Source organism: Candidatus Paceibacterota bacterium (assembly GCA_035438625.1).
In the GTDB taxonomy this organism is placed as follows: domain Bacteria; phylum Patescibacteriota; class Minisyncoccia; order Phycocordibacterales; family DAORIS01; genus DAORIS01.
Genome location: DAORIS010000005.1, coordinates 24,601 through 46,968 on the forward strand (window position 1 = coordinate 24,601; position 22,368 = coordinate 46,968).

The window sequence follows — 22,368 nt, forward strand, 5'->3', positions numbered from 1 at the left end:
AGGCTTATAATCAAATAACAAGAAAATGCCAACAGCAAAAGTAAATTCTGCATTCATGAAACCTATGACAGTTAGCCCGGAGCTAGCTCCAGTTGTAGGAAAGGGTCCAATGCCACGTTCCGAAGCTACTAAGCAAATTTGGGCATATATCAAGAAGAACAATCTTCAGGATCCAACAAACAAGCGAAACATCAACGCCGATGAAAACCTTATGAAGGTATTCGGAGGAAAGAAGACAGTGAGCATGTTTGAAATGACAAAGCTTGTTTCAAAGCATCTTTCGTAGATCTTTTCACAAGAAGAATAAAAAATCACCCTGAAAACAGGGTGATTTTTTATATGAAAAGACACCATACTCATGGTGTCTTAAAATTTGTTTTATCTAGCCAGTTTTTACTGGTGCGTTGTTGTTCCTTAGAGGAAATGAGTCCATGCATGATCGTTTTGTGTAGTATGTGAAGTGAGCTTCACATACGTACACGTTCATCACGGATCCATGAATGTTAACCCAAACCACGTATTTTTGTGTATGTACGCAGTCTTTAACCATGCATAGCTTTGTCGAATCAAACGGTATCTTGATTGTATACACTGAATGGTGCATAGTGCCGAAGATTCGTCTGGCAATAACACTCGGGTTCCAGTCAGTATCTAACCGTAACTCATCAGGCGCGTACTCTTCAATGTAGAAATTGGGGGGTGTTGGTTCATGCGCACGATCTCGATTTCTCGTGAAAATGTAGTATTCCGGTAATGTTCTGCTGTGAAACTGAACGAGTACAGTCGGCGGGTCCCAAAAGTTAAGTTGTACCATTATCACTTCACCTTGCATGTTGTACAAGCATGAATTCTCTGCTACGTCTGTGACGATGTCACCAGGTTTTAACACGTATCCTCCGTTGTTATAGGGGTTTAAGGAAGTTGTCTATGAAAACAATATGCTATGGGAGTTGTAAAGGCAAGATTACGATGCTGTACATAAGTTCACTGGAAGGAACTTATGTATTCGCTTACCCTTAAGAAGTTGTGCTTGTCTCAATAGTTCAGTCTTGCGTTCTTTAATCGTTTTTTGGTCTTTGTACCAGATGACATTTACATTCATCTGCTCAGCTAGACTCTTGAGACTAGATTCAATGAAATTCTTCTGTTCAGTATTCATGTGTATAGTATATGTGAACGATAGTTCACATGTCAATACTACATATCCACAGACACTACAGAACTTTGAATATAGCTAGTTTCATAGCCCTGATCCTTTGAGAAAATAATGAGGGTTTTGACTGTGTCAGCAGTGCTTTCTGTATAGATTCTAATATCCTGCATATATAGGTTACCTCGTACGCGCATCAGTAAGCCTCCACTAATGTCAGTAAATTTAACTCTAAAGCGTCCTTGGACAGATTGCTTCATTTTAGTGATTAATCCAAGAGTAATCCGACTCACATGTGGGTCTTTTAGTGCAGCATCGGAAATGATTGATTCGGCAACATCAATCATCGATGAATGTGTATTTGTAATGTAGGCACGAGGCTTCACGGGTGCTAATAGTTACGGTATTGGTCGTGTCTTGTCAAATACCTTTTAAAAATTCATAGTGTGGAATTTGTTACAATGGCAACCAATGACTCAAGACCGAGCACTCTCTATTCTTAAAACTGGCGCTAATGTATTTTTAACCGGAGAACCTGGTGCAGGAAAAAGCCACACTATTAATGAGTATGTGTCGTATCTCCGTGAGCACGCAATCGAGCCAGCAATCACTGCTTCAACGGGTATTGCAGCAACGCATATCAGCGGAATGACGATTCACTCATGGAGCGGCATTGGCATTAAAAAAAACCTTAACCAATACGAAATAGACCGAATTGCGTCTCTTGAGTACATTTCTCGTCGAATCACAAAAGCCAAGGTGCTCATTATCGATGAAATCTCAATGCTTCCACCTGAGGCGTTGAATGATGTTGATAAGGTGTGTCGTGAAGTCAGAAAAAATGAAAGTCCGTTTGGGGGGTTACAAGTGGTTTTTGTCGGGGACTTTTTTCAACTCCCACCAATTTCTAAAAAGGAAGTAGAACAAAAAGCTCGAGCCCAGACTTCGCTCCACGAAGAAGATTATTCTCAAGATCCGTCTGACGTAGATACTCGCGAGATGCCGGCAGTATTTGCGTACCAATCTGAGGCGTGGCTTCATGCCAAACCACTCATTTGCTATCTCTCAGAACAACACCGCCAGGATGACAGGGAATTTCTTTCACTTCTTGCTGCGATCAGATCAAACTCTTTTGAGGAAGGGCATTTAGAATATCTGGAATCGAGAAGGACCGATCGAGATAAGCTACCTGAAAATGTAACAAAATTATTTTCAAAGAATTTTGATGTAGATACCGTTAATAGCAAAACACTTTCTCATATTACAGAAGAAGAGCGTACATACACCATGTCTCATACTGGTAGAGAAGCTCTTGTCATTGCGCTAAAAAAAGGATGTCTTTCTCCTGAAGTGTTGAAGTTGAAAAAGGGTGCTGCAGTGATGTTTACAAAAAATAGTCCAAAGGAAGGTTTTGTAAATGGAACATTAGGTGAAGTGGAAGGTTTTAGACCTACAGACGGAATGCCAATTGTTAAAGTGAGAAATGGACAATTGATTACGGTTACCCCAATGGAGTGGAGTATGGAAGAGAATGGGAAAGTGAAAGCACAAATTAGTCAGTTACCCCTTCGTCTTGCGTGGGCAATGACGGTGCATAAGAGCCAAGGAATGAGTCTGGACGAGGCAATAATGGACCTAGGTGATGTGTTTGAGTATGGGCAAGGGTATGTTGCACTTTCGCGCGTACGAAGGCTCTCAGGGCTTCATATATTAGGTTGGAACGCGCGAGCGTTTCAGGTACACCCACATGTATTAGAAGAAGATGGCACTCTTAAGCGCTTTTCAAACGAAGCTGACGCGGCGTTTGAAACAATGTCGTCTGAAGACCTTCGGCAGATGCATGAGAATTTTCTAAAAGCAATTGGTGGATCAATTACTAAAACAATTAAAAAGAAATCTTCTGGAAAAGGGGATACTCGAGAAGCAACCCTTACACTCCTCAATCAAGGAAAAACAATTGGAGAAATTGCAGAAGAACGTGGACTGACACGGGGTACAGTCATTGGTCACATTGAAGAATTAATTTCTCAAGGAAAAGCAGATCATACAATTTGTTCTCGATTTATGTCACCAGAACTACTTGAATCCCTTCCCGCAATTCATCGAGCGTTTGATAGCTGTGGCATTGAAAAGATTCATCCTGTCTTTGAAAAACTTAAAGGTGAGTATTCGTATGATGATCTTCGTCTGGCTCGGTTGATGTATAAAAAGGAATAATAGGTTATAGTTATGGTATGGCAAAAAGAACAGCAGTAAATACAAAAAACAGGGCGTCACGTTCACGAAAGACAAAGAAGCGCTTGGTAACAAAGCACGCGCGTCTTGCAGCACAAAAGTCAAAGAAGAGGTAGTTCTATATACGAGTGTTGTGTATATAATGTCTATATGACATTCAATTCAACACATAAAAAGATACTGCTCGTAATTGCGGCAGTGTTTTTTGTTGCAGGAGTAGGGTTTGCAGTGAGTTCGGTAATTGAACAGAACTATCCTAAGCATACTCAAAACGAAGAGCCGCAGGCGCTACCAGACAATGGACCCATTTCTGTGAAGGGAATAATTACATGCCTTCCTCATCGTGAGTCAGCTGGAGAGCAAACACTCGAGTGTGCGTTCGGTCTACAAGACTATGGGGGTAGGTTTTATGCACTTCGTGACACAGATCCAACGTATAAAAATATTACTGCGTTTCCCGGTGAAGCTCCGGTACTTGTAAGTGGAACATTTACTGCAGAAACTCACGAAAAGTACCAAGGTATTGGTCGGATTGATGTAACTTCGGTTGAACTTGCCGATGTGCCAAAACGCACAACGCTTACCGGTACATATATGTGTCTTCCGCACACAAACACAACTGGTCCCCAGACTGAAGAATGTGTATTTGGTTTGAAAGCTGACGACGGAACATATTACGCTGTTGATTTTTACCTAATGTCTTCAATGGTTCCGTCAATTAAAAGTGGAGACAGAATCACTGCTTCAGGAGTGCTTACGCTGATTGAAATGTTAAGCACAGACAGGTGGCAGATTTATCCAATTAAAGGAATATTTTCTATTACTGACTCATTTAAAAAATTATAGATATATGGCATATTCAACATCAATATCTTCTGTTATTACAGCTCCGCTTCCAAAAGTATGGGACGCACTGACACAACCAGAATTAGTTAAGCAATACTTTTTTGGTACAAATCTCGAAACAACATGGGAAGTTGGTGCTCCAATTATCTTTCGTGGAGAGTGGAATGGTGCTGCATATGAAGATAAAGGAACTATTCTTTCTTTTGAGCCACAGAAGTCTTTCTCATATAACTATTGGAGTAATGCTGGAACGCTTCCAGATAGCCTTGAAAACTATCAAATACTTACGTTTACTGTAGAAGAAGTAACTGGTGGAACAAAAGTCACCATTGATCAATCAAATGTTGATACGCAAGAAAAGGCGGATCACTCAGCTGAGAATTGGAAGATGGTACTGAGAGAGTTAGAGAAGCTGGTTACAAAATAATTGAACCTTCTTTTTTTCGGTCCATTTCTGCAAGGTATGCATTAATATGCATTGCTGTTTTGTGACCTGACGCGACTGATACATTTAATTGTCGTTCGACACGGGCAGTGTCCCCGGCGCAATATACTCCACTGACTGACGTTTTACCGTGCTCGTCACAAATAATGTGTCCCGAGTCATCGCGTTCGCAATCTAGATTTTTTGACACATTGTCACGAACGCGAGCTTTGGTCTCTACAATTCCTTCTGCAACTTCGATTCGTACATTACTTTCTAAAGTGACCAACACACCGTTCTTTGTCTTTTCAAGGGAAGTTACTTTTTCAACTATCACTCCACCAGCGTTGGCAATTCTTTGAGTCGTGATGTCATTTAGTACACCTTCAATACATGACCATGAAATGTCTCGGCTCCACGACGGAAGAATGACACTCATGTGATCAATCCAGTTTGCACTACCCATTGCAATAAGTTTTGTATCTTTCGCTTCGTATCCTTCGCAATACGGACAATGCCATATTTTTGTACCCCATAGAGCATCAATACCTTTTATTTTAGGAAGACTATATATTGCTCCTTGTGCAAGAAGAATTGTCCGAGCCTCGAGAGGTTTTCCGTGTTCAAGAGTTACATAAAAAGAACCATCTTCAAGGTATGTAATCGCTGTAACCAAGTCTTCAATGTGTCGAACTGTTGGGTATGTACACACTTGTTGCTTTGCGATTGTATATAAATCGTGTGGGGAAGTATTGTCTCTGGTAAACACACTGTGAGAAAGTGGTGCTACTCGATTACTTTGTTGGTTGGCATCAATTATTGCAATATTTCTTCTTGATCTACCTAAAACCATTGCTGCAGCAAGTCCAGCAGCTCCTCCGCCAACAATGATGCAATCGAGTTGGGCTGGAGTTCGCGACATATATAGTCATCATAACAATTTTGCTATGCTTACCAAATGTATTTTGTGTATATCTTGAAGTGTATGGATGGATCTCTCTATACAGGCATTACAACTGATGTTGAAAGGAGATTGGAAGAACATACAAAGGGTATTGGAAGTCGTTATACGCGCGCGAGGAGGGTTGAAAAGGTGATCTACGTTGAAGAGTGTGAAAATAGAAGTATTGCCTCAGAACGAGAGAGTCAGATTAAGCATTTATCTCGTGAAGATAAACTCGCACTTACACAGACTCAAAAAGTGTCTTGATACGCTATACTATTAGGAAATGGTCAAGAAATATCTCATTCCTCACCACGGAAATGGCTACAGACCTCACTTTTTTAAGGGTGGTCATATTGCATTTCTTTTTATTTTTTGTGCCGCAATCTTCATTTCCTCACAATATGCTATTAGACATGTTGGGGAATGGAATCTCGCAACAGCTATTGCTCCAGATTTTTTGATTGATCTAGCAAATAAAGATCGTGCAAGTGCTGGACAGTCAGACCTAGTTGAAAACCCCAAGTTAGCAGAAGCTGCACGATTAAAAGCAGAAGACATGGCAAGTAAGGAATATTTTGCGCACAATAGTCCCGAAGGATTAACACCGTGGCACTGGTTTGCTGCAGTGGATTATAATTTTGCATATGCCGGAGAAAATCTCGCAGTTAATTTCAGTGACTCAGAGCCTCTTCAGAAAGCATGGATGGATTCTCCATTACACCGAGCAAATATTTTAAACGGTCAGTTTACTGAAATCGGTATTGGAGTCGCTCGCGGAACGTACAAAGGAAAACAGACATTATTTGTTGCACAAATGTTTGGTGCTCCAAAATTAGCTGTTGTAACTCCAACACAACAACCAGTACAAAATACAACGGCGCTAGTGACACCTGTTACAGTAACTCCAGTTCAAGAAGTCACACCAATACGCGTTGCGGTAGTCAGTGAACATGCTACTGAAAAAGAACAATTTGTATCTGTCAGAAATGCCTCAGTACAAGCTGCGTCGGTAGTTTCGATTCCTCAACCAGAGTCACGTACAGAAAGCTCACCGGCGGCTCCTTGGTATGCAAAATTTGTATTTAACCCTGCATTGCTTGCTCAATATGCATTCTCGTTGATCATGGCCGTTACAATCATTGCAATAGCACTCCTCATTGGAATTGAGGCTAGCAGAAGGCATCCGAAGGACGTTGTCTTCGGCTGTGCATTATTTGCTCTTGTTCTGGGGCTTCTGGTATGGAATAGCCAATTACTTGCGTAATTCCTGTGTTACAATTTCTTTGATATGAAAATTGCGCTCGTAGGTCCGGGAGGCGCAGGCAAGGATACCTTGTCAGAATTCGCGGCCGCTGAATTTGATTTAAAACATGTTTCTTGTGGTGATATGCTCCGATATCACGTAGTAGAGAACAACTTAGGGACTCCAGATAGGCTAACACTGCGAGTTGTCGCTACTCATTTGCGCGCTGAAAAAGGTGCTGATTATTTAGTCAGGAAAGCAATTGAAATGCATCCAGATGGGCTAGTTCTTTCAGGGTTAAGAGCAGCGGCTGAAGCAGAAGCATTCAAGAAGTTGGGAGGAACCATTATCTCTGTTACGGCTCCAATGGAGAAAAGATTTGAATGGGTAAGAAAAAGGCCAGATATTGATAATGAAATGTCCTATGAGAAATTTTTAGAACGAGATACGATTGAATCATCAAATCCTGATCCAAATGCTCCAAACATAGCCGCGGTTATGTCACATGCTGACATTCATATTAATAATGATTCAGACAAAGAGACATTGTTTTTGAAGTTTAGACAGGCAATGAGCTCGCTACTCTCGTAGCGCATTTACTAGTCGCAATTGATATACTGCTACTGTTCTGTTTAATAGTTCATTACAATTTTATGGTTACAAATACTCGGCTCTCATGCGAAGGAGAGAAAGGGTTTATTTTCATTGCTGTTGTTGCAGCAGTAGCTCTCGCACTTGTTGCGGGTGGTACGTACTACATGTATAACAAACAAGATGCATCAGATGAAAATATTAAATACCCATCTGATATGACAAATGAAGAAAGGGATGCACAGGTAGGTGTGCAGGCAAACAATAACGGTAGTAGTTCAATTAGAACCCTCTTGTCCCTAGGAAAGAATGTTCGCTGTGATGTTAAGACTGATGAAAGTAATGGGGTAGCGTTTGTAGCAGGTAATCGAGTTCGAGCGGATTTTGAAGTTACGGCCTCAGCTTCTACTGCTGATGATGCACATATGATCGCCGACGGAGAACATGTGTATGTATGGTCAGGTTCGCAGGGTATGAAGATGGTTGCAGCTGATGCAAATTCGTCTACTTCAGCACAAACACAAGGAAATACACAAGCAGGACTTGATACACAAATTGAGTACACATGTACTGACTGGGTTGTAGATGAAGAAAAATTTACACCTCCAACAACTGTTAACTTTACCGACATATCAGCAATGATTCGAGGAAATGTTAATTCGGGAGTTAATGTAAATACATCTGTTACGGGTACTGTGACAGGGGGAGATAGATAAGTAAGACAACAAAAAACCGCCCACCGGGCGGTTTTTTTATTTGAATGATTTCTTGGAACTATTCAATTACGTTTAGTTCAATGTCATCACTTTCTGCTTCACCATCGAGTTGGTCAGCATCAAGCTCTTCGTCACCTTCAGCAACAATATTATCAACGTTATCCTCGTCCATGAAGATAACAATTTCATCTCCATCGTCGTAGTTTCCATCTACTTCAGCAAATTTAACCATGACATATGCTGTGTATGTTTCGTCACCCTCGAGTTCGACATCACCATCTAAGTCAAATGTAACTACCGCAACCTCATCGTCTTCATCCTCAATATCGAAATCATCGTATTCGTCACCGTCGATTTGGATCTTGATGTCATCGATAACGTCATCAAATGATCCCTCATCGAGGAATTCAATTGTAATTGGGAGTTCTGTAAGCTCAATGTCATTGTCACCAGTTTCGATTTCGAATGCGAAGAGTGTGTACCATCCTGATACTGTGTCTTCGTAGACATTTACTGATGTTGAGACACTTGCGCTTGAGTCATCGATTGAAAGTTCATCGTCATCACTATTGTCATTGTCATCGTCGTCGTCGTTATCGCCATCTTCTGCAATATCAATCGTGATTTCTTCTTCAGAATCTCCGATTTGTTGATTTACTCCTTCAGCATCAAAGGCACGAATACCCTTATCTGGAACTGAGATTTCCCATACTGCATCTCCATCATCTGACCCTTCAACATCTTCTGCGATATCAAGTGCTAGGATGATTTCAGCTGTTTCTCCTTCGCGGACAATGGTATCAACACCACTAAATCGTAGGCGGTAGACATCGTCGTCTTCTTCTGACCACTCATCCTCATCACTTGCGTCCATATCAGCAACTTCTTCGCCGCCAACGAGAACACGAGCTGTCTCAAAGACATCCCACGGTTCATCATCTGCGTTGTCTCCACCGCTAAATACGAAATCGAAGTCTACTCGTTCGATGCGGACGTCTCCATCTTCAACATCAAATGAGACCTCCATGACTTCTGCATCAGAGTCACCTTGTCCTGGCTCATCGTCATCACCTTCACTTACTTCGAAGTTTTCAAGTGATGCTTCGTTGCCTTCTAGGTCGCCAGTATTATTGCTGTTTCCGTTGTTTGTTGTGTTTCCAGTTCCTGAAACACTCTTGTAACAGACACTCATTCCACTGTATACAGTTGGATAAAATCCTGGAGGGCAGACACCTGCTCCTGGGTTAACTGGTGTGGGAGTACCAGTTGTGCCACCTCCAACGAGAGAGTTGTACATTGCCTTTGTGGCAGGTCCAAAGCGACCATTACTTGGTGTAATTCCACTTGCTTGTTGGAATTTCATGACGCCACCATGTGTAAGTGCGCCATATGTACCACGGATAACATTTCCAGGAATAACTACGTATCCCTTCGCTTCAAGGAACGATTGCAACACAGCCACATCAGGGCCGTTTGAACCGATTTGAAGCTCGCGTGAGATCGGCTGCCATGATGAACTCTGTGCCGAAGCTCCTGTTGCGGAGATCAGGGACAAGGCCATCGCGGCGAGCGCGAACATGCATGTCTTCTTAATCATAAATAAAGGATAAATTATTACTAAAATTACTAATAATGCCCACTCTGTTTGAAGGACATCTTATTGTATAGAGTAATACCAATACGTACTCTTAGCAATGCCGCTTGAAACTGTAATAGGAGGGGTACAATACATATATGCTTTGGTACGTAATTACAGGTGCAATTGATACACGCGTTGCTCATGACCTAATAACCTGGGCGAGTGAACAAGTGTATGCAAAACAAGCGAGTCAATTAACCGTTTTCATTTCTTCTACAGGAGGAGATGTGGACTCTGCAATTCGCATGTACGCGTATCTTAAGGCACTCCCCATTGAAGTGAATACAATTGGTTTTACTCAAATCGATTCTGCTGCAAACACAATTTTTTTAGCAGGAAAGAAGCGGTCAGCGTTACAAGGATGTCGATTTTTTCTCCACGAGGGAACATATACCATTGGAAACCAAACTGCGTCACTCCATAGTCACGAAGAAACACTGACAGTGTTAAAAGAACTGCTGAAAAGAAATATTGAGATCATTGCCAGTGAAACTGGGAAAACAAACAAAGAAATTGCAGATACTTTGCGTGAAAGTAAGATACTCACCGCAAAACAGGCAGTGGAGTATGGTATTGCCACAGATATCATCACAAAACTACCCGGAGGAGCACCAATTGGCGCTGTAGGAGGCTCTGCTGGGGTGTAAATGTGAGAGGTGCATAACCCGCTTGAAACATATATTGACCCTCCTATAATTAGCATGGGATATAGCAGGAGGCGGTTGAGAACATTATTAGTTCTAAATCGAAAACACACTATGTCAACGCAACAACGAGGTCTCGGATCAGAAAATATGGATCCGCAGAAGAAACGCGAGATACAGAGTATGGGAGGACAAGCTTCCAGTGCGTCTCGCGTGCAAGATGATTCTGAAGAGCAGTCAGGACGTGGAAGAGGATCGGGAGGTAATTTTGCAAACGATCCTGAACGTGCTCGAAGAGAAGGTTCTAAGGGTGGTCAAGCATCAGCACGTAGACGGCAAGAGAAGTCTATGGAAGATTCAGACCAAGAAGGGTACGAAGAAGATGACTTCTCTTCCCGAGATTAGAAACCGGACTAATTATCAGCTAATTAGCAGAGTGCCTCATATAATTTAATATTCTGATTTCTTCAGGAGGCAACCGAATCGTAATCGTTGACCGTCGCTATAGTCCCTGGAAACCGGCTCACAAGGCCGGTTTTTCCATTGCAGGAGAAGATAATTCTGATAGGCTGGAAAAATATATGCGTATCGCACTACTCATCCCGACATACAACGAGCAAAAAACCATTGCCGAGGTTGTTACTCGTGTCATTGAAACAATTTCTCCTCTACAGCAACATGCATTTTTTGTGGTGGTGATTGATGGTAATTCACCGGACGGAACAGCGCTTGAGGTTCGTAAACTTCAAACACAGTATCCAGATACTGTTAAGTTGATTGTGGAAAAAGAAAAGAAGGGAATTGCCGCAGCGTATCTTGAGGGAATACAGTATGCAATCCACAACCTTTCTGCAGACGCATATCTTGAATTTGATGGAGATGGTCAACATGATCCTGTGTATATTCCTCACATGATTCGTGCCTTTGATGCGGGGTACGACTATGTTATTGGTTCAAGGTATGTCCCAGGAGGCAGTGTGCCAAGGGAATGGGCGCTCTATAGGCGTATTTTAAGTCGATTCGGAAGTTTATTTGCAAAGTTTGTACTCGAGTTGCCAATCAATGACGTTACGTCAGGTTTGAAGCTTTCTCGCGTGAAAGGATTTGCAGAAAAGTTACCAAAAATTGTAGAAGATTTGATAACACGACATTATGCGTACAAAATCCAGTTACTGTATTTGATGTATCGATATGGTGCACAGGTTCGTGAAGTTCCAATTGCATTTAAGGTGCGTGAGCATGATGTGTCAAAAAGTACAGCGAAAGACATCTTTGAATCAATGAGAGTTGTTCTGTTACTCCGTTTGCAAACACTCGGTTCTTGGAAGTTATTCCGAATTGGGTTGATTGGAATAGTGGGAATCATTGTTCAGACCGTTGTCTTTGAACTCTTGGGTATTTCATATGAAATTGTTCGTCCAAGTATTGCAGCAGTTCTGGGTGGGGAATTGGCAATACTTTCTAACTTTACACTTAATAACCACCTCACATTTAAAGGGACGGCAAATGCCATTGATTCACTTGTAAGGCGAATCGGAAAATTTCATCTCGTATCACTCGGCTCGATTTGTATTCAGTGGGTATTGATATTTGCGACAGAACAAGTGACAAGTGACCCAACAATTTTGCGTTCTGCATACGCACTCGGAATTATCTTAGGGTTTTTCACTAACTACATTGGCTACACGTTGTTTGTGTGGAAGCGTCGCTAGTTAAACGCATAGACAGTAATTGAGCTTCCAATGACTGTTGTTGGTTCAATATCTTTGAGCCATAGGTATCCACTTTCTGTTGCCCACGCCTCTTTAAGTGTAGTGTAAGAGATAGCAATAACAGAATTAGTAGATTCTCGTCGCGCTAGAAAATCTTCTAGAGAAGTATATTTTTCACGCCACAGTGGCGCGTATGCATCGCCTAGATAGTATTCTGGATCGGTACTTGTAAATAGGTCAGCTTCTACTAGGGGTATTGACTGTGAGTCCGCCCAAAACTTAAGGCGTAGTATGTCTTGTCCCCAATCAACATTTGAATCAGTTACGTACTCGTTGCCATGCTTTGACCCACCAGCGAATTTGTTGAAATAACTCAGATACGAAGGGAAAGTGATGAGTGCTTCAAGTATGTGCCACAGTAGGATAGCCATAAGTACTCCATATCCAAATTGTTTGTATGAATATGTTTTTATTCTTTTGATGAGTAACGTAATCGTGCCAGCTGTGAGGATAACAATGAAAGGATAGATTGGAAGAAGGTGACGAAGGCCAATGTTTAGGTTTCCAAAGATTGATATTGCGCTATAGAGGATAATCCATAGAGCGATAGTAACTTCATCGATGTGGTAGTGAATATGTTCCCCGATGTTCATTTTTTTATTTTCTGTAATATGTCTACGTTTTACGAAATTGATTGTGCGGAAAATTCCATAACCAACTGAAACGAGAACGAGCGAAAGCCATGGAATGGTTTCTTTAAGAGAGTACAGAAGTGGAAAGTATGAGGCATGAGTTTCTGTCCCAACAGTGCCGAGGAAGTAGTGGGTATTTCCATCCTTTGTGCGGATACTGTTCATTGCCACTCCAAGTGCATATTGACTCAGTGGACGAAGCACTGACTTATCTGATGACCAAATAATTGGATAAAACACCGATGGAGCATTTTTAAGTATTGCTACTGTATCTTCATATTGTCGTGTGCCTTCGTACGAAGAAATATGAAAGGCATACAAGGGATAGATAATTCCAAAGCACGCAACAACATATATCAATACTAATTTTGATGCATACTGTCCAAAGAGCTTTAGTTTTCCGCCACTCGGTGAGGAATATACATATATACACAAGAGGAGAAACAGAAAAGGAATAAGTATCACCGCAGAAAATTTGGTGATCAGCGCTATTCCAAGTGTAACGCCAGCAAATATCGTACGTACAACTGTTGGGTTATGTAAAAATCGAACAAAGAAAAATAGTGATATTAATACACCACAGAGTACCGCCATGTCATTTGTGACAAGTCGACTGTGGGCAAGAATGGTTGGAGAAAAACAAAAGGCGATTGTGGCAATGAGCGCAGCGAGGTATCCAAATCGTTTCTGTGTCCAGAGGTGTACAAGTATGGATGCGACAATAAAAAATACTATGAGTGGTATACGTGCTGCTCGAGTTATGTTTTGAGTATTGTTTCCCGGTGCGAATAAAAAGTCATTTCCAAATTGCCACTGGTCATTGTGGTTAGTGGTCCACGAAGGATTTGAAAAGACAGATTGTTGTATTGGACCTGCAATGCCTAGAGTTAGAGGTAGTGCTGCAATGTCTTTAAAAAGTACCGGGTGCTCTGGGTTCAGGCGCATTTCTTGGGTTGCAAGATATGAGTATCCGGCGCCAATATGTGGTACTTCGTCAAAAGTTAATGAGTCATTCCAGGCACTGGTAAGTGCAATGACTGTTGCACTTACAATTAGGAGGAATATAAGGCCGATTCGAGCCACACTATCTTCACGTAATGAATTCATGGTGTTCATATGCTAACAGACTGTAACAGAAATTCTTTCGGTGTATACTTTTATATTATGAAACACATACTTATTTGGCTTGTGGCGATAGTGATTGTTGGTGCAGGAATTTTAACACTTGTCACTTCAAAACACTGGAATACTGAGCCTGAACCAACACCAGTCATTACACAAGATGGTCCAGGTCGCGTACGAGCTCCAGAAGAAAAAACATTGAAAGTGGGTGAGATCCAAGAGATTGCAGGACTCTCGGTTCGGTTCGATAGGTTTGTACAAGATAGTCGCTGCTCAGGTGATAATTGCCCTGAATATGGTGCTGTGGCACTAGCGGTGACACTTTCAGCAGGTGACAAGGTCTTGAGTCAAAACATTGCTTCAGACGGTGTGCCGTATGAGTTTGAAGGCTATGCAATTTCAATAGTTGCTATTAATCCACCTCGACCGACCGATCGAGAGCTTCGAGAAGATGAATACATGATTACATTCCGTGTTGCTCCATTGGCTTGGACAGATGTTCAAAATAATCAGGGAATATAACAATTAGTTGCTTTAGTCAAGTATCTACGGTAGTTTAGAGGTAGGTGTTCGAAACATTTTACATGGGAGGGCTCTAATGAGTGCAGAATGGTTTCCTAATGCCGTACTTCATGGATGGGGTCGTCCCGTCCTTACACCCCAACTTCGTTTGTTACATAGGCTGTTATATCGGCCTAAGTATGTAAGTCACGTAACACCCATGCTCGTTGAGCGAGCATTTGGTAAGGTCTTCGCAGATACTGACACGATTCAGGTAACTGAAAAAATTAAAACCGTTGATGAATCAGTGTGGTTTTTTGGAGCCCTGATCAATCATACGTGTCACTCCGAAGCGATTGTCTCAGAGCAAAAGGCGATGATCCTGTTTCCGTACCCGTATGATTTCCATATCCGAGATAGGTGTATGTCTGTTCGTCACATGGCGCTCTATGTTACTGGTGACCACAATGATTTGTGGTTGTGGGAACAAAAGATCATGTGCCTTACTGGTTCATTAATTCTTGAAATGGAAGCTGAAAAAGGGAAGATTGTTTTACCGAAGGGAGGTGGTTATGAAGTCGACTGGGCAGATGATGACCTTGAGTGAAAAAACTCAGAGTGTCATGGTGAACGCAAATAACGAGGCACAAAGATCTGGTAGTGAAAATATTCAACTTATCCACGTGCTTATAGCAGTGCTTAGTGTTGAAGTGTTGAGTGGAAAGCATAGGGCAAGTGTTGTGCTATGGAACTTAGGTCACGCTATTGACACTATTCTCCGAGATGCGCGCCTCTGTGTTACTCCAGATGGAAGTGCAGTCCACTCTTCAAGATTGGAGAAAGCACCAGAAACCAAACAGGTGCTTATAATTGCGTCTGGTGTTAGTGCGGAATGCAATTACAAGGTGATACACACTGATCACATCTTGTATGGACTTGCTGTGTATGCAGAAAATAATCCCGAGGATGATGTTGGGGTGATATTTGCTCGACACTGCATTTCTTCCAAGGCTGTGAAAGATGAACTCAGTGTTGAACGTGAATAGAACAATGTTTGGCCCCGGGAAAACCCCGGGGCCTTTTCTTTTGTCATGACATCCGGTTTAATTCGTCATACATATATATGAAAAACGCAGCACTGTGGATCGTTCTTGGTTTGGGAGTATTTATTATCGGTATTGGAGTATATGCATGGTCACAGGAACCGATACAGAAAGAACAGGTTGTAGATGTTTCTACTTCAACTGTTGAAACCGAGGGTCTATCAACATATAAGGATCCTCAAGGTCAATTCTCCTTCTCATATTTAAGTGATTTTGATATTGCACCTGCTTCAGAAATACAAGGGCAACCGTGGAGCATGATTGAGACAGATGGTGGAATACTACATGCAAAGGTTAATGTTCCGCGCTCAATACAACCGAATACTAATTTTGGCGATGCTCGAATCACTGTTGGATCAACTGATGATCAAAATGCAGTGAGCTTATGTGCTACTGCTCCTACCAACACAACCTCTGGTGAAAATATCACCATTAATGGAATAAAGTTTTTTAAAATTACACAGTCAGATGCTGGAGCTGGGCAATTTTATGAAACGGTAAGTTATCGAACTGTGTGGAATGAAAAGTGTTATTCGATTGAGTACACAATTCACTCTTCAAATATTGGTGCATATGATCCAGGACAAGGAATCACAGAATTCAACCAAGATGTTGTTATTAATGTATTGGAAGGAATGGTACAAAGTTTCACTTTTATTGAACTTGCAAACCAAACGTCATCATTTGACGGCATCCTTGCATGTCTTCCACATCGAGATGTAAGTGGTCCTGTAACTATGGAGTGCACATATGGAATACAAACTGAATCAGGAACGTATTATGCACTTCACATGGATTCTATTCGCTCACAAAATATTTCAAGTATTGCAATTGGAACAAAGGTACGTGTATCGGGCTCACTTGTTCCAGCCCTAGAATTAGAAACGAGTCGTGAATGGAAAATATATGCCATTGTGGGTATTATGAAAGTTTCTTCTGTTGCAAAGATATAAAAAGAAAAGCCACCAAGAAATTGGTGGCATTAATGTTTGAAATTTGGCTCAGTCTTGGGTATGGGCACGTGCCGCAACCTGCTCTTTGTCGTGAGTCAAACTTCGTGCGTCTTGAAGCTCCATCAAACGATATGTGATGGGACCAAGAATGAGTAGGGCAACAATTGCTGTGAGAATCGCGCCGCACCCAAAACCTAGAATCCATGACTCTCGGTTCGTTCTCATTGTGGATATCCTCGGCTGAGCCGAAAAGTAGATTGAATGTGCTAATTAACGCTGTGTGCATGATAGCATATTTATCATCTATTGTCAAGTATCAGGGATATGGTTAAAAACTTATAATTACATAAGTTATCAGCCGATCGAAAGATCTTAAACAAGTACATATATGAAAAAACATTCACTACTCATCATTCCTGGATCTTTACGAGATGCGTCCTATAACAAAGGGTTGGCAAGAGAACTTTCGAAAATAGCATCTGAACAAGGAATGGACGTTGAAATCGTTGATATTAGTACTATTCCGTTTTATGACCAAGATGAAGAATCTTCGTTTCCTAGTGAAGTGCAAGAGTTAAAGAATAAAATTCGTGCGGCGTCTGGTGTGCTTGTGGTAACTCCTGAATACAATCGTTCAATTCCTGGAGTTCTCAAGAATGCGATTGATTGGACCTCACGACCATATGGAGATAGTGCGTGGGCAAAGAAGCCATTTGCTGTTATTGGTACAACTGTAGGTAACGTAGGTACTGGTCTTGCACAAATGCACCTCAGGCAGATCATGTCGTATCTTGATGCACATACTATGGGTCAACCTGAAGCATACATAAGTGATGCAATGCATAAATTTGATGCAGAAGGGAACTTAACTGACGAAAATACACGAACACACCTTGTTTCTTTTGTTGAGAAGTTTTCTGCTCACATGGCAATTTTTAGTAAATAATTAGTTTGTAGGGTAATAAAAAAACCGGTTTTAAACCGGTTTTTTATTTTCAATAATTATTTTGTTTTAAACAATTTCACACACACCTCCTGCACACGCGAGTTCTTTCTTCACGTCAAGTTCATTTGTCTTTTCGTACGCAATGATCTTTGAGTAATCAATGTGTTCAAAACCCTTTGATAGTTCTAGGTATTTTGCTTCATCAATCGCTTCATACGGTGCGAGTTGGTACACATGGTTATCTCGAGGAAGGAATGAAAGACCTCCAACAATATCCCAGTTCTTGTATACCCAGTTAGCCACCTCGATCCACTCATCTTCTCCAACCGAAACAGTTACAGATGGGTTGTGTTCTGTGTAGTTAACTTTAACCATCTTCCAGTGTTCTAGTTGGTCGATAGCTGTAACATCGTTTTTGTAGATTGAATTTTGCGGAGCCTTAACAGGGAATTCAAGGACGAATGTTGTTGCACTGTCTGCTGACTGTCCAACTTCAGGATGATACGGAACTCCTGAGTCTCTGAGCATCTTGAATAGTGAGTCAGTTGCTGAGATTCGGATACGTCGGATGTAGTACGGAGCGTGACGTGGGTGCATTCCTGATGAACAGTCTACGGTTTGTGAAAGTGTTCCAGAAGGCTTTACACATGTAATACATGATGATGCGCTGATACCTATTCGCTTTGCAAAGAGTTGGTTGATGCGGATAGCTTCCTTGCGAAGGTTTTCAAGTACCTTAGGGTTTCGTACAGCTGGGCTGTCCCATTGGCCAGTGATAGATACACCGAGAAGGCGTTCCTTTTCACAATTTTCTCTCCACTGCTTTGAAAGGTATGGGAAGTTTGTAAGTGATGACTGGTATGTACCGATGATTGTAGCGATACGCATCTTTCTCATGAGACTCTTTTCAGTATCCTCTTCGCGTGCAACTACCTCTGAAAGGTTACAGAATTGCTTAGACTGCAAGATAATCTCTCCACACGGGTTTGTTCCCATAGGCGCAGTGATGACTTCACCTGATGGATCAAAGTATCCCTTGATTTCCTTGAGGAGTTTGAGACGTCGGTCGGGGAGTGTCTTTGTGAGTGATCCTCGGTTGAAGATTCCTCTCTCTCCAGAGCCCGACTTCATGAGCGCTGTCCACTCTTCAATAAATTCAGTGCTTGATGGCTTGTGAGAATACACTGCTGAGTTATTAGCAAGTGTTCGCTGGATCTCAGTGTTATAAAATGCACCTTGTTTTGCATCTCGAAGATCAGTGTCGTCAAGATCAGAAAGAGAGATCATGGCGCTTCGTCGAACTCCACCTGCAACCACACAGTTACCAATGGTGCAGATGATGTCGTGGACATCGATAGTTCGGAGACGCTTACCTTGTCGTGAAAGCATTTTTGTTCGAACAAACTGCATAAGGTTTCGAAGTGGTTCAGGACCAGATGCTTTTCCTCCCATAGTCTTAAGTCGTGCTCCAGCTGGTCGAAGAAGAGAGTAGTCAAAATCAATGTCCTTTCCAGAAGCCCAAATCTTCATTCCAAACGCTAATGTATCTGCCCATCCTTCTTTGCTGTCGGGTACAACGTGTGTAGGAAGCTTCTCGCCAGTCTGCATTGCAATTTGTGGAAATTTTTCTACGTTTTGGCTCTCTACTGAAAATCCTGCTCCTGTACCACACATTGAAACATACATGATCTCAGCGAGATCCTGGAAGCTTTCAGGGGCAATATATGAGCAGTTGTATGCACACACGTTAGTCTTTCGTGCAGCGGGTCCTGCAAACTGGAGGAGGCGCATAGAAGGCATTGCTTCTTGCTTGAGGATTCCTTCACGAACTTCTTTGTACTCAGATTCCTTGAGCTTGTTTCCGAGGTTTTCCTTCATGAACTCAACGTACCTGTCCACAGTCTCAATCCATGTCTCACGGCGCTGCTCATCGTCCTTCCACTTTGAATATGTTCGGTAGTACACGAACTCACCAAGTGGGTTTTTGAAATATTGCTTACTGTCCTCAGCCAACTTTTTCACCTTTGGAGGAATTTCAACAGCCTGTTGGGATCGGATCTTTGCGTGCTCTTGTCGGTAAAGGATATATGCCTTTGCAGTCTTTACGTATTCAGAAAGGATAAGTTCTTTCTCCACTGAGTCTTGGATACCTTCAACTCCCGGAATGAAGCTCTTATACTTTTTTGTAATTCGTACCACGTCAGCAAGGACTTTATTGGCAACCATCATTGCCTCTTCGTCTGATCCTTCACCAGTTGCCTGCATCGCTTTACCAATCGCGTGTGCAATCTTATGGATATCAAACGGCACGATAGACCCGTCGCGCTTTTGGATTTTCTTTACAAGAACAGTTTCTGTAGAAGACCTCTCGGCTGTTTTCGGTGACATAGTTATGACTGTGGTTGTTACAAATGCTAATTACTAATAAACGTACAGTGAAGTATATCCCCGACGGTGGGTCGAAACCCCTGTGGAAAAGCTGCCTCGCAAGTTCGAGGAGTTGTTGTCAACGATTGAAACGTAGCACGGCCTAGTGTAGGGTATTATTGAGAGAGGAAAAAATTTATTTCTCAAAACTCAGAAAAAAATATTCATGATACTCATTATTCTTACTCTATGTGTGGCCGCGGCAACAGTAATTGGGCTACTTGTTTCATATGTGCTCAAAGACAGTGTACATATGATGCTCTCGTTTAGTGCAAGTGCACTTATCGCAACCGCATGTCTTATCCTTATTCCCGAATCAATTGAGATTGGGGAATCAATACATGACATACAGTATTTATTGATGGTGATGGTTGGTGGTTTTTTCTTAGCATTCTTTGCGTCTCTTGTGTTTAAACATCACAAACATACACACGATGTTCATGAGGACGTAGGGCACGCAGGACTTGCACCAGCATCTGTCTCCGCTCATGGAATCATTGATGGACTAGCGTCGGGCGCAGCACTCATTGCACTCCCCGGGCTCGCGCTTCCTGTTATCGCTGCAATTAGTATGCACAGGATTGTAGATGGTATGACGGTTGGCCCAGTTCTCATTCGGAATGATGTTAGCAAGCGACAAGTACTCATTTGGTCAGTGCTGACTATACTTTCTCCACTCTTTGGTATTGCACTCAGTCAAATCATTACACTCAACGATTCTGTGTTAAGTCTTGCGCTCGCAGCGCTCGCTGGACTCTTTTTATATGTCGGTGCGTCAGACATTTTGCCTGAAACACGGCACGCACATCCAAAACTTTCTATAATTGGCGCATCAATCGTTGCAGTCCTCGCTGTTTATTTTCTTTCAGGACTCGAATAGATTTTAATAAGTATTGAGTTGAGTAGTGCTTGTATGTGCTATGGCACGTACGTGGATAATTGCTCTATCTATATGTGTATGTGGAGTGTATCTTGGTCATTCTATTGGAGTTAGAGCATTATTCCACCAAGATGTGTATATGGTGAAGAAGGTTATTGATGGAGACACTATTAATGTCTCAAAAGGAATTTTTGGAAAAACATACACAGTACGGCTATTAGGAATAAACGCACCTGAATCAGTTGATCCACGAAAACGTGTTGAATGTTTTGGAAAAGAAGCATCCGTCTTTCTAAAGCACAGACTTATAAAGGGGACATTTGTATATCTTGCGTCGGACACTGAAAAGTCAGATACGGATAAATATGGGAGGTTACTTCGATATGTATTTACCAAAGATTCAAACTCTACCTGGAGACTTATTAATAAGGAAATAGTCTCCTTGGGATATGCATTTGAGGAGTCTTTTGGAGAGCCGTACCAGTTACGGGTATATATAGAGTACGTAGAGAACGATGCTAAGGCATTTAAAAGAGGACTATGGGGAATTGAGGGATGTAAGGCTGCGTGGTAGTGTCAGGATATGAATCGAACAGTTAAAGTACTACTTTTCTTCCTCCTGGCACCAATCTACATTCCAGCAGCTTTTTTGATGAATTTTACGTTCGAGTGGTGGGTTAAACTCCTAGAGGATTAGAGAGTCCTTTTCTTGTCTCGTCACTATAAATATGGTACAAGTTTGCAGTAAGTACGTTGTTTTCTTTTTTTGTCTTCAAACCACGGAGGTAGCAGATGGTTGGTAAAGTTCGTCCGAATCGTCCGAATCGAATGGTGTGTGTCGTTCTTGTTGGTAAACCCTTCTCTGGGAAAAGTGAGGCGCGCAAGACCCTCGAGAGTTTGTATGGAGCGGCTTCCCAAACAAGTTCAACTTCAATTTTGGAGGCAATTTCAGCTGGTGTCTTTACTGATGAGAGTGATGAGGCTCGTCGGCACGCAGACATCCAGCAGCTGCTTGCAGATGTGGGCGGAAAGATGCAGTGCGGTGCATTGGTTGAGGATAGAATTGTCGTGAAGAGTTTCATGCACGGATTTAATTCTCGTATTCCACAAATTACACGGTCAAACATGTTTGTGTCTGACGGATACCCGAGAACACATAAGCAAGCAGAACTGCTTCGGGAGCAAGTCGGCACACGTGTCGAGATTATCCCCATGCTTCTCAAGGTGTCTGACGAAGACTGTTTTAATCGAATGCCGGGTCGTCAGATTACTGAGAAGCGAACTGATGACACCCATGAAAGACTTGCTCATCGACTCCAGGTTTTTTCAGAGTCATTTGGCAGGTTTGACAGTTCGAGTCCTTGTCTTGCAATGACGCTCAAGCAGTTATCGACGTTGCCCGAACACGCAATCGCCTCTAGGGGGTATTTCGAAAACGGTTTCATAAACATTGACGCCAGCCAAAGTAAGGAAAACGTGGCAACTCAAGTTACTGAGTTGCTTGCTGAAGCGCTCGAGTTCATTAATCAGGTACGTCCATCAGTTGGGCGACGGGGAGATAAGTTACTAACGTAGCTTTTACACAATTAGAAACAAAG

General features: G+C 42.0%; 26 protein-coding genes. 19 read left to right on the plus strand and 7 right to left on the minus strand.

The features are described from left to right. The first annotated feature begins 55 nt into the window (after positions 1–55). A complete protein-coding gene (locus tag PLF31_02550; protein HRH26325.1) occupies positions 56–286 on the plus strand; it encodes an SWIB/MDM2 domain-containing protein in 231 nt (76 codons plus the stop codon). A 678-nt stretch (positions 287–964) separates the two neighbouring features. Here the strand turns inward: PLF31_02550 and PLF31_02555 are convergent. Beyond that, positions 965–1,159: a hypothetical protein gene (locus PLF31_02555; protein ID HRH26326.1), complete on the minus strand. Its 195-nt coding sequence runs from the start codon at positions 1,157–1,159 to the stop codon at positions 965–967. A 38-nt stretch (positions 1,160–1,197) separates the two neighbouring features. After that, positions 1,198–1,536, minus strand: a complete 339-nt coding sequence (locus PLF31_02560) for a DUF2103 domain-containing protein (GenBank protein HRH26327.1) — start codon at positions 1,534–1,536, stop codon at positions 1,198–1,200. Positions 1,537–1,621: 85 nt separating this feature from the next. Here PLF31_02560 and PLF31_02565 point away from each other — a divergent pair, with 85 nt between their 5' ends. From PLF31_02565 to PLF31_02575, 3 genes are all read left to right on the plus strand, one after another. Then, positions 1,622–3,367: a helix-turn-helix domain-containing protein gene (locus PLF31_02565; GenBank protein HRH26328.1), complete on the plus strand. Its 1,746-nt coding sequence runs from the start codon at positions 1,622–1,624 to the stop codon at positions 3,365–3,367. Positions 3,368–3,535: 168 nt separating this feature from the next. Continuing rightward, complete coding sequence (locus PLF31_02570) at positions 3,536–4,231, plus strand: hypothetical protein (GenBank protein ID HRH26329.1); 696 nt, start codon at positions 3,536–3,538, stop codon at positions 4,229–4,231. Positions 4,232–4,235: 4 nt separating this feature from the next. Further along, complete coding sequence (locus PLF31_02575; protein ID HRH26330.1) at positions 4,236–4,658, plus strand: SRPBCC family protein; 423 nt, start codon at positions 4,236–4,238, stop codon at positions 4,656–4,658. On the opposite strand, the gene PLF31_02580 is transcribed toward PLF31_02575, so the two are convergent. Beyond that, a complete protein-coding gene (locus PLF31_02580) occupies positions 4,648–5,577 on the minus strand; it encodes an NAD(P)/FAD-dependent oxidoreductase (GenBank protein HRH26331.1) in 930 nt (309 codons plus the stop codon). The genes PLF31_02575 and PLF31_02580 overlap by 11 nt on opposite strands. Before the next feature lie 36 nt (positions 5,578–5,613). Here PLF31_02580 and PLF31_02585 point away from each other — a divergent pair, with 36 nt between their 5' ends. From PLF31_02585 to PLF31_02600, 4 genes are all read left to right on the plus strand, one after another. Further along, positions 5,614–5,865 (plus strand): GIY-YIG nuclease family protein, encoded by a 252-nt coding sequence (locus tag PLF31_02585; GenBank protein ID HRH26332.1) that lies wholly within the window; start codon positions 5,614–5,616, stop codon positions 5,863–5,865. Between the two features lie 19 nt (positions 5,866–5,884). Further along, the gene (locus PLF31_02590) at positions 5,885–6,865 is read left to right on the plus strand and encodes a CAP domain-containing protein (GenBank protein HRH26333.1); all 981 of its coding nucleotides are present in this window, start codon (positions 5,885–5,887) and stop codon (positions 6,863–6,865) included. A 24-nt stretch (positions 6,866–6,889) separates the two neighbouring features. Next, on the plus strand, positions 6,890–7,435 hold the full coding sequence (locus tag PLF31_02595) for a nucleoside monophosphate kinase (GenBank protein HRH26334.1): 546 nt from the start codon (positions 6,890–6,892) through the stop codon (positions 7,433–7,435). A 62-nt stretch (positions 7,436–7,497) separates the two neighbouring features. After that, positions 7,498–8,151: a hypothetical protein gene (locus tag PLF31_02600; protein ID HRH26335.1), complete on the plus strand. Its 654-nt coding sequence runs from the start codon at positions 7,498–7,500 to the stop codon at positions 8,149–8,151. Between the two features lie 58 nt (positions 8,152–8,209). Here PLF31_02600 and PLF31_02605 read toward each other — a convergent pair whose 3' ends face one another. Continuing rightward, entirely contained in the window at positions 8,210–9,748 is a 1,539-nt protein-coding gene (locus PLF31_02605) for a peptidoglycan-binding protein (protein HRH26336.1), read from the minus strand. Between the two features lie 137 nt (positions 9,749–9,885). Between PLF31_02605 and PLF31_02610 the strand changes: the two genes are divergently transcribed. The 3 genes from PLF31_02610 to PLF31_02620 all read left to right on the plus strand — a co-directional run bounded on the left by PLF31_02610 (position 9,886) and on the right by PLF31_02620 (position 12,146). Further along, positions 9,886–10,437 (plus strand): ATP-dependent Clp protease proteolytic subunit, encoded by a 552-nt coding sequence (locus tag PLF31_02610; protein HRH26337.1) that lies wholly within the window; start codon positions 9,886–9,888, stop codon positions 10,435–10,437. Between the two features lie 111 nt (positions 10,438–10,548). Continuing rightward, complete coding sequence (locus PLF31_02615; GenBank protein ID HRH26338.1) at positions 10,549–10,839, plus strand: KGG domain-containing protein; 291 nt, start codon at positions 10,549–10,551, stop codon at positions 10,837–10,839. Between the two features lie 176 nt (positions 10,840–11,015). Continuing rightward, complete coding sequence (locus tag PLF31_02620) at positions 11,016–12,146, plus strand: glycosyltransferase (protein HRH26339.1); 1,131 nt, start codon at positions 11,016–11,018, stop codon at positions 12,144–12,146. On the opposite strand, the gene PLF31_02625 is transcribed toward PLF31_02620, so the two are convergent. Further along, complete coding sequence (locus PLF31_02625; GenBank protein HRH26340.1) at positions 12,143–13,954, minus strand: glycosyltransferase family 39 protein; 1,812 nt, start codon at positions 13,952–13,954, stop codon at positions 12,143–12,145. The genes PLF31_02620 and PLF31_02625 overlap by 4 nt on opposite strands. A 48-nt stretch (positions 13,955–14,002) precedes the next feature. Between PLF31_02625 and PLF31_02630 the strand changes: the two genes are divergently transcribed. The 4 genes from PLF31_02630 (at position 14,003) to PLF31_02645 (ending at position 16,517) form a co-directional block, all read left to right on the plus strand. Beyond that, a complete protein-coding gene (locus PLF31_02630) occupies positions 14,003–14,482 on the plus strand; it encodes a hypothetical protein (protein ID HRH26341.1) in 480 nt (159 codons plus the stop codon). 76 nt (positions 14,483–14,558) lie between these two features. After that, positions 14,559–15,068 (plus strand): hypothetical protein, encoded by a 510-nt coding sequence (locus PLF31_02635; GenBank protein HRH26342.1) that lies wholly within the window; start codon positions 14,559–14,561, stop codon positions 15,066–15,068. Further along, positions 15,034–15,507, plus strand: coding sequence for a hypothetical protein (locus tag PLF31_02640; protein ID HRH26343.1), 474 nt, complete (start codon positions 15,034–15,036; stop codon positions 15,505–15,507). Before PLF31_02635 ends, PLF31_02640 begins: the two co-directional genes overlap by 35 nt. A gap of 77 nt (positions 15,508–15,584) precedes the next feature. Then, positions 15,585–16,517: a hypothetical protein gene (locus PLF31_02645; protein ID HRH26344.1), complete on the plus strand. Its 933-nt coding sequence runs from the start codon at positions 15,585–15,587 to the stop codon at positions 16,515–16,517. Positions 16,518–16,565: 48 nt separating this feature from the next. Here the strand turns inward: PLF31_02645 and PLF31_02650 are convergent, their stop codons facing one another. After that, positions 16,566–16,742, minus strand: a complete 177-nt coding sequence (locus PLF31_02650) for a hypothetical protein (GenBank protein ID HRH26345.1) — start codon at positions 16,740–16,742, stop codon at positions 16,566–16,568. A 163-nt stretch (positions 16,743–16,905) separates the two neighbouring features. On the opposite strand from PLF31_02650, the gene PLF31_02655 reads away from it, so the two are divergent. Further along, positions 16,906–17,463 (plus strand): NADPH-dependent FMN reductase, encoded by a 558-nt coding sequence (locus tag PLF31_02655; protein HRH26346.1) that lies wholly within the window; start codon positions 16,906–16,908, stop codon positions 17,461–17,463. A 66-nt stretch (positions 17,464–17,529) separates the two neighbouring features. Here PLF31_02655 and PLF31_02660 read toward each other — a convergent pair whose 3' ends face one another. After that, entirely contained in the window at positions 17,530–19,851 is a 2,322-nt protein-coding gene (locus tag PLF31_02660) for an ATP cone domain-containing protein (protein HRH26347.1), read from the minus strand. A 232-nt stretch (positions 19,852–20,083) separates the two neighbouring features. Here PLF31_02660 and PLF31_02665 point away from each other — a divergent pair, with 232 nt between their 5' ends. From PLF31_02665 to PLF31_02675, 3 genes are all read left to right on the plus strand, one after another. After that, positions 20,084–20,770: a ZIP family metal transporter gene (locus tag PLF31_02665; protein ID HRH26348.1), complete on the plus strand. Its 687-nt coding sequence runs from the start codon at positions 20,084–20,086 to the stop codon at positions 20,768–20,770. Positions 20,771–20,810: 40 nt separating this feature from the next. After that, on the plus strand, positions 20,811–21,344 hold the full coding sequence (locus PLF31_02670) for a thermonuclease family protein (protein HRH26349.1): 534 nt from the start codon (positions 20,811–20,813) through the stop codon (positions 21,342–21,344). Positions 21,345–21,562: 218 nt separating this feature from the next. Continuing rightward, the gene (locus tag PLF31_02675) at positions 21,563–22,345 is read left to right on the plus strand and encodes a nucleoside monophosphate kinase (GenBank protein ID HRH26350.1); all 783 of its coding nucleotides are present in this window, start codon (positions 21,563–21,565) and stop codon (positions 22,343–22,345) included. Positions 22,346–22,368 lie beyond the last annotated feature (23 nt).